The 12,968-nt window shown below is 62.3% G+C and carries 10 protein-coding genes; 3 read left to right on the forward strand and 7 right to left on the reverse strand.

Features of this window, described 5'->3' with window-relative positions; translation table 11 throughout:
- Positions 1-243 precede the first annotated feature (243 nt).
- From HU749_RS10905 to HU749_RS10915, 3 genes are all read right to left on the reverse strand, one after another.
- Positions 244-1,281, reverse strand: coding sequence for an AraC family transcriptional regulator (locus HU749_RS10905; RefSeq protein ID WP_041476043.1), 1,038 nt, complete (start codon positions 1,279-1,281; stop codon positions 244-246).
- Between the two features lie 2 nt (positions 1,282-1,283).
- Positions 1,284-2,414, reverse strand: coding sequence for a carbon-nitrogen hydrolase family protein (locus tag HU749_RS10910; protein ID WP_079304471.1), 1,131 nt, complete (start codon positions 2,412-2,414; stop codon positions 1,284-1,286).
- 171 nt (positions 2,415-2,585) lie between these two features.
- Entirely contained in the window at positions 2,586-3,803 is a 1,218-nt protein-coding gene (locus HU749_RS10915) for a DUF3422 domain-containing protein (protein ID WP_095963342.1), read from the reverse strand.
- Between the two features lie 400 nt (positions 3,804-4,203).
- On the opposite strand from HU749_RS10915, the gene HU749_RS10920 reads away from it, so the two are divergent.
- Together HU749_RS10920 and HU749_RS10925 are read left to right on the forward strand one after the other, a co-directional pair.
- Positions 4,204-6,243 (forward strand): oxidoreductase, encoded by a 2,040-nt coding sequence (locus HU749_RS10920; protein WP_186652384.1) that lies wholly within the window; start codon positions 4,204-4,206, stop codon positions 6,241-6,243.
- 189 nt (positions 6,244-6,432) lie between these two features.
- Positions 6,433-7,341 carry a 1-aminocyclopropane-1-carboxylate deaminase/D-cysteine desulfhydrase gene (locus HU749_RS10925; RefSeq protein ID WP_186652386.1) on the forward strand — a complete coding sequence of 303 codons (909 nt, stop codon included), beginning with the start codon at positions 6,433-6,435 and terminating at the stop codon, positions 7,339-7,341.
- A gap of 6 nt (positions 7,342-7,347) precedes the next feature.
- Here the strand turns inward: HU749_RS10925 and HU749_RS10930 are convergent, their stop codons facing one another.
- Together HU749_RS10930 and HU749_RS10935 are read right to left on the reverse strand one after the other, a co-directional pair.
- On the reverse strand, positions 7,348-7,896 hold the full coding sequence (locus tag HU749_RS10930; protein ID WP_014339294.1) for a cytochrome b: 549 nt from the start codon (positions 7,894-7,896) through the stop codon (positions 7,348-7,350).
- Between the two features lie 125 nt (positions 7,897-8,021).
- A complete protein-coding gene (locus HU749_RS10935) occupies positions 8,022-9,428 on the reverse strand; it encodes a type VI secretion system Vgr family protein (protein WP_186652388.1) in 1,407 nt (468 codons plus the stop codon).
- 219 nt (positions 9,429-9,647) lie between these two features.
- On the opposite strand from HU749_RS10935, the gene HU749_RS10940 reads away from it, so the two are divergent.
- Positions 9,648-10,352: a YebC/PmpR family DNA-binding transcriptional regulator gene (locus tag HU749_RS10940; protein ID WP_186652390.1), complete on the forward strand. Its 705-nt coding sequence runs from the start codon at positions 9,648-9,650 to the stop codon at positions 10,350-10,352.
- A 3-nt stretch (positions 10,353-10,355) separates the two neighbouring features.
- Here HU749_RS10940 and HU749_RS10945 read toward each other — a convergent pair whose 3' ends face one another.
- Positions 10,356-11,708 (reverse strand): leucine-rich repeat-containing protein kinase family protein, encoded by a 1,353-nt coding sequence (locus HU749_RS10945; RefSeq protein ID WP_186652392.1) that lies wholly within the window; start codon positions 11,706-11,708, stop codon positions 10,356-10,358.
- Between the two features lie 198 nt (positions 11,709-11,906).
- On the reverse strand, positions 11,907-12,968 hold the full coding sequence (locus HU749_RS10950; RefSeq protein ID WP_046064760.1) for an ABC transporter substrate-binding protein: 1,062 nt from the start codon (positions 12,966-12,968) through the stop codon (positions 11,907-11,909).

Consider the following 12,968-nt stretch of genomic DNA (forward strand, 5'->3'; position numbering starts at 1 on the left):
TACGTTTAATTCATGAAGCCTTTGCTTCATGTTTTGTTCATAAAGCAGCTTTATGCTGATGCCAGCGCCATCAGGCATTGGTTTCAATGACAGGGGAAGGACACGTAATGGATGATTATCAGGAAGAGCTGCTGGAATACCAGGCGTATGAACTGGACCCGCTGGAACCCGCCGAAGATGCGACGGAGTTGTGAAAACCGCTACGGGCTACAAGTGGTAAGCAGCAACCCAGGTTCTTGTAGCTCAAACCCCTCTGTGACTACGACGAAACTCCCCGGGCGTCTGGTTGTTCCAGCGCTTGAAGGCTCGTTGAAAGGCCTCGGCTGAGGCAAATCCCAACAAGTAGGCGATTTCGCCGAACGCCAGTTCGGTATCGCGTATATAGGTCATGGCCAGGTCGCGGCGGGTGTCGTTGAGGATGGCGCGAAACTGCGTACCTTCCTCGGCCAGCTTGCGACGCAGGGTCCAGGTTGGCAGCTTCAGGCGGGTCGCCACTTCTTCCAGGTCGGGTTCCCGACCGCCGTTGAGCAACGGCCCCAGCAGCTGAATGATGCGTTCACGCAGGCTGCGGGTGCGGGTTCGTTGTTCCAATTCCCGTTCACACAACTGAAGCAGATGGTGCCAGGTGCTGGGGCAATGCTGCGGGTTGCGCTGGGCGAGGCTGTCCAGGCCCAGGCGCAGTTGATTCTGTTCGGCGCCAAACTGGATCGGGCAGTCGCCGAGCGTGCGGTAGGCTTCCAGGTATGCCGGCTCCTCGAATTCGATTTCGATGCGTTCTGGCCGCAGCGCGATGCCGCTGACGCTGGACAGTTGGGCAAGCCAGCCGGCAATGATCGAATCCACGACGAAGCGGTTGTAGGCGTTATACGGGCTGATGGAATAGAACCGTAGCCAAGCGCCTCGGGCATCTTCATGGAAACTCGATTGGCCGCGATAGTTGGAGCCATACAGCGGTTCGAAGCGGATCATGCAGCGGGCGGCCTCGCGCACGGTCGGCGCCTGGGCGGCGGTAACGCCCGCCAGCCCGGCCTGGCTCAAGCGCCCGAGCTGACCCATGCGCAGGCCCAGGGCCGGGTCCTGAGTCTGTTGAATCGCAGCGTGGCCCAAGCGCATGTAGCGTGGGATCGACAGACGTGCCCCGGGCTCAGCCAGGCGCGCGGCATCGAGACCGTACTGTTCAAGCAAAGGTTGGGGGTCTTGCCCATGGCTGGCGACAGCGTCAGCCAGGCTATGGACGAAGCCCACTGACAAGTCCCCCAGGCGCATTGGCTGCGGTTTCATGTTCACAACCACAGGTTCAGCAGGCGGGCGCCACGGTCTTCGCCATCGGGGAAGTGTTGGCCGTTGTGGCTGATGAAGCTCTGGCCGGCGCTGCCGCTGTCCCAGAACTGGCCACGCAGGAATACGCTGACGCCGCCCCGGGCCTGGCTGATGGGCAATTGGCCGGTCAGTGTCAGGCGATGCCAGGCTTGGCCCTCGCTCACTTCACCCGGTTTGAGACTCACTTCGTTTGGTGTGGACAGGCCTTTATAACCGCTCCAAGGTTTGTCCCACGTTTCGCGGCCGATAATGAAGGCGGGCACCGCGATCAGTTCTGCGCCCTGGTCGTTGAGTTGCCGGTAGTGGAGCGGGTACCAACTGTCGCTGCCAATCAGCACGCCCAGGCGTCCGGCGGGGGTGTCGATGACGAGGGGGGCGGCCGGGTGGTCGGCGCCAAGCACATCCTGCTGTTCAAACACGGGATGCCGTTGGCGTTGTGGCTGGCCGATCGGCCGGCCATCGCTGCCGAACACCAGGCTGCTGTTGTACAGCGCGCCGCGGCCGACTTTCAGTTCACCGTCGCTGACGCTGGGCTCGGGAAGTACGATGGAACCGGCCACCAGGGTGATGCCGAACTCCTTGGCCAGGCCACCGAACAGCGCTTGATAGTCATGGGCCATGCGTTCGGCTTTCATGCGCAGGTAGGCATCGCCCAGTCGGTTATCGCCTTGAGCGCTGACCAGCGCCTGGATAAAAGCCAGTGGATTGCTGACCGCCAGCCAGTTCATGGCTTCCTTCAAGGTGGTGGCCTGGTACAACTCGTCTTTTTCGCCGCCGACCATCAACCAGGTGCCGATGTGCTCGGGCAGGACCACTACGGTCTTGGCATTGAGAAAGCCCTGGTCGCGAGCGGCCTGCAGATAGGCCGCCAGTTTGCGATGCAGGCGCTCGGGGCTCTGGTAGTCGGTGGGGAACAGTTCGGGCTGGATGCCCAGCAGATTGCCGCGGTCGGCCGGCGTGCCTTGATTCACCGCCAGGTGGATGCGCAGGTCTGACAGGTAATGACCCACCGGGCGATCCGTCGTCCACAGTGCGTAGGTGACCAGGGCGGCAATCAAGGCCAGTGAAAACAGCAGGTACAGAAATTTGCGCATGGGGAACAGTCAGCGGCCGTGTGCAGGTTCGTGATTTTTCATCAAGAGTTACGGGGCAGGGTACGGTAAAACAAGGGATTAGCGAAGGGCGGGCGCTGATTTGTCCTCACGGCAGGCACACGCAGAGGCGTCCATGGAACCCTTGGATCGCCTCTGCGCGGGCAAGGCGCGCTAGTGACTTTTGGCCTTCCTGATCCGGATCAGAATCAGCAGCATGATCAACAGCACCGGCGGCGTCATGCCCAGCAGCGCTTCGCGGGCCGAGAGGTTCGCGCCCAAGGTGTGCAGCCCGCTATAGACCAGTTTGAACAGGTTGATCAGGTAGTAGGTGATGGCAATGATCGACAGGCCTTCCACCGCGCGCTGAATTTTTATCTGTGCATCGGCTCGGGCATTGAGGCTGCGCAGGATCTCGGCGTTCTGGTCTTCCATTTCGACTTGCACGCGGGCTTGCAGCAAGTCACCCAGGTTGGCGACGCTCATGGCCAGTTGTTCGAGGCGCTGTTCGGTGGCTGCGCAATAACGCACCGTGGGTTTGAAACGCCGTTCGATGAACACGCCCAGCCGTTGGCAATCGCCCAGGTGACTCTCGCGCAACTCACCCAGGCGCTCGAACACCAGTTGTGCGTAGGCGCGGGTCGCGCTGAAACGGTGGCGATTCCTGACCGTGCTGCTGACCACCTGGCGAGACAGCAGGGCGATGTCCTCCAGCAGGGCCTTGGCATGCACGCCGCTGGCATTGGCGTTGCGCTCGGACAGGCTCACCAGGGTGCGATCGAATTCGTTCAGTTGTGGGTCCAGTGCCTTGGCGGTATTGAGCGACAAGGACGCCATCATGCGATAGGTCTCGATTTCCAGCAGGCGCCGGATCATGCGGCCCTGGCGATAAGCGTTGAGCCGTCGATTGATGAACAGCAGGCGGTTGGTGCCGTCCTCGGTCAGGCGAAAATCGCTCCAGACCACCGCATCGCCACCGCCCACGCAAGAGCCGCAAGGGTCCTTGAAACCGTAGCTGGGCAGGTCGAGACCGGCTTCTGCGCGCACCACCACCTGAACCGCATTGATCAGGTGCTGGGAATGACCTTCGATACCCTGGGCAAGGCATTCGGGCAGCGTTGTCCAGTGCAGTTCGTTGGTGCTGGCGGGAACGACCAGGGTCAGGGTGAAGAACTCGGCGTGGCGCTCCCACTTGAGCGGGTGTCCTTCAAGGCGGGTGATGCCTTGTGCGGCTTCTGCTGCGTGGGTTTCAGGGCACAGTCGTTCGAGCAGCGCGTTGCACTGGGCATTGTCGCCCAGAAACGCCAGGTGGAAGACGTGGGCCGGTTCGTCGAAATATAGCGACGGGCGGGCGTGCAACTCGTTGTGCAGCATTTTTCGTTGGGGATGCATGCCAGTGTCCTGTATCACAAATACTGTTCCTTTTTGACGGCGTCTGTTGTCGTCATGCTGCGTTGCCGCTCCTCGCCATAGCGGGCTATGACTCGTCGCGGCGCCTTGCCTGACGGCAACAGCCACTCGTCAAAAAAGGAACGTATTTGCGAAACAGGACACCGTGACGACCATGTGATTAGGGTTATTTTGGGTTCGAGCACTTGGTCCAGCGTTGATAGGACTGGCCCATCCCGTCGAGAGTCACGCACGGTTGATCGGCCCCCTGCACATTCGGATCATTAAGTTGTCAGTTACGGTCATTGAGTGCCCGCATCCCGGCTCTTACGCTGTGGGTCATGACAGACGCAAGCCGCAGAGCTTGCGCTTTTTCCCGTGATCGCCCGTTGTGGAGTTACCGATGACCGCCTCTCATTACCCGCACCTGCTGGCCCCGCTGGACCTGGGTTTCACCACCTTGCGCAACCGTACCCTGATGGGCTCGATGCACACCGGTCTGGAAGAGAAACCCGGCGGCTTCGAACGCATGGCGGCGTACTTTGCCGAGCGTGCCCGGGGGGGCGTCGGCCTGATGGTCACCGGTGGGATCGGGCCGAACGACGAGGGCGGTGTCTACTCCGGCGCGGCCAAGCTGACCACCGAAGAAGAAGCGCTCAAGCACCAGATCGTTACCCGGGCTGTACACGAGGCCGGTGGCAAGATCTGCATGCAGATTCTCCATGCCGGGCGCTACGCCTACAGCCCCAAGCAGGTGGCACCGAGCGCGATCCAGGCGCCGATCAACCCGTTCAAGCCCAAGGAATTGGATGAGGAGGGTATCGAGAAGCAGATCAGCGATTTCGTCACCTGCTCGGTACTGGCCCAGAAGGCCGAATACGACGGCGTCGAGATCATGGGCTCGGAAGGTTACTTCATTAACCAGTTCCTGGCGGCCCACACCAACCACCGTACCGACCGTTGGGGCGGCAGCTATGAAAACCGCATGCGCCTGCCGGTGGAAATCGTGCGTCGGGTGCGTGAGGCGGTAGGCCCGAATTTCATCATCATCTTTCGCCTGTCGATGCTCGATCTGGTGGAAGGCGGCAGCACCTGGGGCGAAATCGTCCAGTTGGCCAAGGCCATCGAGCAGGCCGGCGCGACGATCATCAACACCGGTATCGGTTGGCACGAAGCGCGAATTCCCACCATCGCCACCAAGGTTCCGCGTGCCGCGTTCAGCAAGGTCACGGCCAAGCTGCGTGGCTCGGTGAGCATCCCGCTGATCACCACCAACCGCATCAACACCCCGGAAGTGGCCGAGCAGATCCTCGCTGAAGGCGATGCCGACATGGTCTCCATGGCCCGGCCGTTCCTGGCCGATCCGGAGTTCGTCAACAAGGCCGCTGCCGGTCGCGGCGATGAAATCAACACCTGCATCGGCTGCAACCAGGCGTGCCTGGACCACACCTTTGGCGGCAAGCTCACCAGTTGCCTGGTGAACCCGCGGGCCTGCCACGAAACCGAGCTGAACTATCTGCCGGTGACCCAGGTGAAGAAAATCGCCGTGGTCGGTGCCGGCCCGGCCGGCCTGTCCGCTGCCACCGTGGCGGCCGAGCGTGGGCATCAGGTGACGCTGTTCGATTCGGCCAGTGAAATCGGTGGCCAGTTCAACGTCGCCAAGCGCGTGCCGGGCAAGGAGGAGTTCTTCGAAACCCTGCGCTACTTCAAGCGCAAATTGCAGACCAGCCATGTCGAACTGTGCCTTGACACCCGGGTGGATGTGGCGCAATTGGTGGCTGGCGGTTACGACGAGATCATCCTCGCCACCGGCATCGCGCCGCGCGTGCCGGCGATTCCTGGCGTGGAGCATGCCAAGGTGTTGAGCTACCTGGACGTGATCCTCGAGCGCAAGCCGGTGGGCCGCAGTGTCGCGGTGATTGGTGCTGGCGGTATCGGCTTTGACGTGTCGGAGTTCTTGGTGCATCAGGGTGTCGCCACCAGCCAGGACCGCGAGGCGTTCTGGAAGGAGTGGGGCATCGATACCCACCTCGAGGCTCGCGGCGGCGTGGCCGGGATCAAGGCCGAACCCCATGCACCGGCGCGCCAGGTGTTCCTGCTGCAACGCAAGACGTCCAAGGTCGGTGACGGCCTGGGCAAGACCACCGGCTGGATTCACCGCACGGGCCTGAAGAACAAGCAGGTGCAAATGCTCAACAGCGTCGAGTACCTGAAGATCGACGACGATGGCCTGCACATTCGCATCGGTGAAACCGGCGAGCCACAAGTGCTGGCCGTGGACAACATCGTGATCTGCGCCGGCCAGGATCCGCTGCGTGAATTGCAGGAAGGCCTGGAGGCGGCGGGGCAGACCGTTCACCTCATCGGCGGTGCCGACGTGGCGGCGGAGCTGGACGCCAAGCGGGCGATCAACCAGGGGGCGCGGTTGGCGGCGCAGTTGTAAGGCACAGCCCCAGACAAAACCCTTGTGGGAGCGAGCTTGCTCGCGATGGCGGCAGGTCAGTCAACCCCTATGTAGCTGACTAACCGCTATCGCGAGCAAGCTCGCTCCCACAGGGGGATGTGGTGAACCTGAAGTCACCCGCTGCCAAGCTGTTAAGATGCCGGGCATCTTTCTCCTCGACCTGCTGCCATGCTGCTTCCCGCCCTCGACTGGCATCCCCAACCCCGACTCGACCCCCTTCACCTGGACTGGCTCGCCCGTGCCGGTGTTGAAGTGGCGGTGTTGCGCCTGGACCGGATCGATCCGCTGATCAGCGGCAACAAGTGGTTCAAGCTGGTCCATCATTTGCGCGCCGCCCATGAGGCCGGTGCCGAGGGGGTCATGAGCCTGGGCGGGGCCTATTCCAACCATTTGCATGCGTTGGCCGCGGCGGGCAGGCGCTTCGGGTTTCCCACGGTGGGGCTGTTGCGTGGTCATCCCCAGGACACGCCGACGGTGCGCGACCTGAAGGCGTTTGGCATGGATCTGCACTGGTTGGGTTATGGCGGATACCGAGAGCGGCACGCGCCGGGTTTCTGGGCGCCGTGGCAGATCCGCTACCCACATTTGCATCCCGTGCCCGAGGGCGGTTCGGGGTTGCCTGGAGCACTAGGCTGCATGGCCTGGGCAGCCAATGTCCGTGAACAACTGGCAACGTTGGGATGGGCGGATTATCACGGCTGGTGGTTGGCCTGCGGCACCGGCACATCGCTGGCCGGGCTGGTGCTGGCCGAAGCGGGCGAGCGCCCGGTCTATGGCGTGCTGGCGGTGCCCCAGGACCATGGCGTGGCGCAGCAAGTCGAAAACATCGTGGCAGAGGCAGGCCTTTGTCGTGCGCTTTATGAATTGTTTGACGGCAGCCGTGGCGGTTTCGCCCGGGTCGATGCCGAACTCACCGAGTTCATCGAAACCACGGCGGCCATCGAACTGGAGCCGTTGTACACCGGCAAAGCCTTGATGTTGCTTAAAGCGCGGGTCGAAACCGGAGGGTTTGCCCCCGGCACCCGTTTGATTTTCGTCCACACCGGCGGTTTGCAAGGCCGCCGAGGGTTCGAGTAACAGCGATCAGCCGCGTTTGGGCATCATCCGCAACAGCGTGTTGTCCCGTACCACATAGTGGTGGTACAGCCCCGCCAAGGCATGCAAGCCAATCAACCAATAGCCGATGGTGCCGCCCAGCACATGCCAGCCTTCCAGTTGCTTGGCAAACTCCTTGTCCTGATCGATGAGCAAGGGCAGATCGAAACCGTAGAACATCACTTGATGACCTTCGGCGCTGGTGATCAGCCAGCCCAGCAACGGCATGGCGATCATGAACAGGTACAGCGCCCAGTGCATCAGGCGAGCCAGGACGGTTTGCCACACAGGCGAGGCCGGGAAAATTGCCGGTGTCTTACCCATGCTGCGGGCGAACAGGCGCAGCCAGACCAGCAGGAACACTGTCAGGCCGAGCATGAAGTGCGCTTCCTTGATCAGGGTCCGGCCACCGCTGCCCTTGGGGAAAATCCCCCGGAACTCGATGCAGGCATAAACCACGGCCAGCAGCACCAGCATCAGCCAATGCAAGGTCACCGTGACGGTACTGTAGCGGCTTTCTGAGCTTTTCCAGGGCATTGCAGGTATCTCCAACGATCAGGGTAGAGCGCCGTCTAGAGCGGCGTTGTCTATTTACTGTAAGCCCGTTTCGTTGAATTGGCATGAGCCAGATCAGTTTTGCCGGCATGAAGTCACAGGATGGGTCAGGGCGTGAAGTCCGGCGGATTCAGCAGCCAGTCCAGCAGCAGCCCGGCATCAGGATTGCCCCGGGGCGGTTTCGTGGGCGCGGCGGTTTGTCCTGCGCCGGTATCGACAGCCCCCGGGCACAGCACCGGTCGATCAGGGTCGCCATCGAGAAAACTCACCAGCACTTCGCTGCCGGCCATCAGGCTGGGGCTGCCATCCAACGTCAGCCGCGACACTGGCAGCGTGATGCCGTCCTGGTCCGGCGCCCATAGGCTGACACTCACCTGGCCACGCTCATCGGGGCTGGCCGGCTGGCCGGTGCGGCCGAGTACATGGGCCAGGTGGTACCCGGGGATGCAGGGCTTGGGGTGCTTGAGGGCCGGCCTGAATGTGGTGGACCAGGGAATGGCGGTGAACCGGTTACGGTAGTCACGGGCCGACGGTGTGGCGGGAAGATCCGGTTCCAGGATCGAAAACTGTCGTCCGCGATGCTGGACCTCGGTGATCAGCCATTGATCGTTGAAGGTGGAAACCGGGTGTTCGCAGATCTGCACGATGTCGCCGCCGTGCAGGCCCGGTTGGGTGCTGTGGCCATGAATTTGCCGTTGCCGGCAGCGCAACCGTTCAAGGTGGCGGCGACCGGCCTGGTAACGGTGAGCCAAGGCCGGGTTGCCGCGCATGGCTTCGTGATCGATCCGCTCAAGGGGTTGATTCGCCGCCGAGGCCTCGGTTTCTGACTGGGCCCGGTCACTGAACCCGACAGGCAGGCCAGGCATCATCGGGTGGTGACGCAAATACAAGCGCTTGATGGCCGGTAGCTGGCTGTCGTTCGGGTGCAGGGGCAGCTCGACGGGGCGTGCGGGAAAGCTCTTCGGGTCTTCGGCAAACACCAGGACATGGCCCTGGGGAGCGTGTTCGAAGTGGTAATGAATACCTTCTTCCTCGCACAGCCGTTGCAGGAGGGTCAGGTCGCTTTCCTCGTACTGGATGCAGAATGGGCGACACGGATACTGCCCATGGGGCAGTTCGAAACGGTAGCTGTCGACGGGTAGCGCGTGTTCTTCCAGCAGGCGTTGCAGCACCTGTACCACGCTGAGCCGATGGAAAACCCGGCGCCGCGGGCCTTGCTCCAGTTGCTGGAGGTAGGGAACCAACGTCAAGCGATAGCCGATGCACCGCGTCGCCAGGGCATTCAAGCTAACGCGGTGGACAATCCCATGGACGCCCGATTCGCCGTCCAGGCGCAGGAAGGCCGGATGCCCCAAGAGGAGGTCGGGATCTATCGGCGGGGCCAGGCCGATCAGTTCGAGGTCAAAGCGGTATGGCTGGTTGAGGGCTTCGCGGCCGTTGAAGCGCAAGACTTGCAGTTGCAAGTCGCTTTGCGTGAGCGTCAGGCTGAAGGGACTTTCCGTGTCGTTGCGCATCGCCGCTCCTACTGGCGGGGAGAGAGGCGCAGAGGGTACGAAACCGCGGGGGGAAACGGTGCTTGTGAGTCACTATTTCAGAAACGCCCTACAACACGCTGTGAAAATGTCGATCCGGCAGGGTGAATTTTTTGGTCGATCAGCCGGTTTAGGCCGTATAAACTTGCGCCACAGCGCCGGCCGGCAGATGTCTCGGCGCGTCAGACAAGAGAGTGAGTAATGGGCGCACAGTGGAAGGTTAAACACAAAGAAGCGGCTGCCAACGCCAAGGGCAAGATCTTCGGCAAACTGGTGAAGGAAATCACCATTGCCGCGCGCAACGGCGCGGATACCGCTACCAACGCGCACTTGCGACTGGTGGTCGAACAGGCGAAGAAGGCCTCGATGCCCCGCGAGACCCTGGAACGTGCGATCAAGAAAGGTTCTGGCCAGCTCGGTGAAACCGTGCAATACCACCGCGTCACCTACGAAGGGTTCGCGCCGCACCAGGTGCCGCTGATCGTTGAATGCGTGACCGATAACATCAACCGCACCGTTGCCGAAATTCGCGTCGCGTTCCGCAAGGGCCAACTCGGCGCCTCGGGTTCGGTGGCGTGGGACTTCAACCATGTCGGCATGATCGAAGCCGCGCCGGACAGCTCGGACGCCGATCCGGAAATGGCCGCCATCGAGGCCGGCGCCCAGGATTTCGAGCCGGGCGAAGAAGGCGCGACGTTGTTCCTCACCGACCCTGCCGACCTCGATGCCGTCCAGAAGGCCTTGCCGGAGCAGGGTTTCACCGTGTTGTCGGCCAAGCTGGGCTACCAGCCGAAAAACCCGGTCAGTGGCCTCACCGACGAGCAGATGGCTGAAGTCGAAGCGTTCCTCGAAGGCCTCGACAACCACGATGACGTGCAGGATATGTTTGTCGGGTTGGCCGGTTAAGCGCTACCCGCAATGTCCTGTGGTGAGGGAGTTTGCTCCCTCGCCACGGTCGCGCAGTAAACCTTCAATCTCATCAAACCCCGGCCGCGCTAATACATCCGGCTGACAGCAGCGCACCTGTAGATCCTGCAACGCTGCCAGTTCCTCAACACCGAGCCCCGGTTCGATCCGCGCCAGCAATTCCCCCAGCAGAATCCCGAAGGCCCGCACTTCGATGCGTTGCAGGGCGCGGGTTTGCAGGTTGTCCGTGGTGGCGTGGAACGACGCCGCGCCAAAATCCCCCAGCAGGCAATCGCCCTGGTCATCGCACAGAATATTGTGCCCGTAGAGATCCCCGTGGGTGATGCCCTGGCGGTGCAGGTGCGCCGCCACCGAGGCAATGCCATGGGCGATGCGCAGGGCCGCCGGAGCGCTCAGGCGCAGTTCATCGGCATAGACGTCGCGGCTGCACGACGCCAGGCTCGGCAGCCCGGCGAGGTTACGGTAGCTGGGTTCGATCAGCGCCATCACCAGCCCGTCCTGTTGCTCGGGGTGCCCGGCAACCTGGCCCAGCACCTCAATCAGGTTCGAGTGGCGACCGGCCGTGATGCAGGCATGCATCTCATGCAGGGGCGAGCCGTCGCTGGTCATCTGGCCTTTGTACAGCTTCACCGCGACCTTTCGTGCCGCCTGGCCGGGCGTCTGCCAGAGCGCCTGATGAATCACCCCCGACGCGCCTTCACCCAGTGGTTGTTGCAGTTCCAGATGCGACCAGTCGATAGGCGTCGTGGTATTCAGGGCCGCCGCTTCTGCCCGGGCTTCCAGCGGGTTACCGGCGTAGGCCAGCCAACTGAGGCTTGGCAACGTGAGCAGCCATTGCGGCAGTTCGGTCAGTTGGTTGGCGGCGATACGTAGCAGTTCGAGGCGATGACACTGGCTCAGGCTCGCCGGTAATTGCCGCAAGCGGTTGCCGGCCAGCATCAGTTTTTGCAGAGAGGGGCGTTGGCCCAGTTCATCCGGCAATTGGCTGACGCAGTTGTCGGTCAGGATCAGCCAGCGCAGCCGTGGCGGCAGCGCGGCGCCTGCGACGTGCGCAATACGGTTGGCCTTGAAACCGACCATGGTCAAAGCGCCGCAACGGCCCAGGCATTCGGGCAGTTCGGTGAAGCGGTTGTCCGAACAGAACAGCACGCGCAGGCGAGTCAGCCGATGCAGGTCGTCGGGCAGCGTGTCCAACTGATTGCCACTGAGGTTGAGAATCTCGAGGGAATCGGCCAGGTCGAAGATTTCCTGGGGAAACTGCGTCAAGCCGCAGGCCAGGTCCAACCGGGTAATGCCTGAGAGCTGGCCGGCGCGTAGTTGGGCGAGGGTGTGCATGGTGGGGGTCGCTGTTGATCAAGGGGAGGGTCTGGCGTCCGTAGCCAGACAGTTAACCAATAATCAGCTCAGTACAACACCCTGTGGCGAGGGGATTTATCTGTGGGAGCAAGGCTTGCCCGCGATGAAGACGGCGCGGTCTCTGAGAAAACGAGGCGCCTGCATCGCGGGCAAGCCTTGCTCCCACAGCAATTCGCGCTAGCGCTCGATGCTGCGGTTCCAGCGGGCGTTCCAGGCCGGGCGTTGTTCGTTGACCTGGTCCCAATCCACGGCAATCGCCGTTTCCAGGTATTGCTTCATCGCCTCCACCTGGCCGCGGGTCTTGTCGGTGGTCGGGGTGTTGGGGTTGGACGGGATCTGGTCGCCTTCTTCCAGGGCGATGGCCTGGGCTTGCGGGGTCAGCAGGAACGCGGCGAGCTTTTGCGCCAGTTCCGGTTGGGTGTTTTGCGCGATGGCGCATTCGGCGACGTTGAGGACCACGGCGCCTTCCTTCGGCTGGGCATATTCGACCGGCATGCCCTTGAGTTTCAGCGCGGTCACTTGGGTCGGCGTCAGCGGGAACAGCGCGGCTTCATCGGTCTGCAGCATCTCGGATATCTTCGCCGAGCTCGGGATGTACTCCAGCACGTTGCGTCCCACCGTGTTTGGCCAGGCCTTGAAACCCGGCTCAACGTCGGTTTCGCTGCCGCCCTGGATCCGGTTGAACATCAAAAAGCCGTGCAGGCCGAACGTGGACGAGGCCATCGACTGGAACACCACTTTGTCCTTGAGGCGCGGATCGGCCAGGTCCATCCATGAGGTGGGCGTATTCCAGCCCTTTTCCTTGAATAGCCGGGTGTTGTAGGCCAACCCCGTCACCCCGAGGCTGACGGCCACGGCCTGATCCTTGATGCGCCCCTTGGCCGGGATCTGCGCCAGGGGTGGGCTGTCTTCGAGCTTGTCGCACAAGCCCATGGCGATGGCGCGGTACATGATGCCGTCATCGAGGAACATCACGTGCATCTGCGGGTTGCCTTTGCTGGCCTGGACCTTGGCCAGGATGTCGGCAGAGGTACCAGGCACGATGACCACTTTGACGTTGTTGGCTTTCTCGAAAGCCGGCAAGACCTTGTCGGCGTAGAGCCGCTCCATGGTGCCGCCGTTCATGCCCAGGTAAAGCGTCGGCTCGGCCAACGCCTGGGTGGCCGGGAGCAGGGCGCCCAGGCAAGCGGAACCCAGCGAGCAGAAACCGAACAGTGCACTGCGTTTGACGTTATTCAT

The sequence above is a fragment of the Pseudomonas ogarae genome, from assembly GCF_014268695.2.
Taxonomy (GTDB): domain Bacteria; phylum Pseudomonadota; class Gammaproteobacteria; order Pseudomonadales; family Pseudomonadaceae; genus Aquipseudomonas; species Aquipseudomonas kilonensis.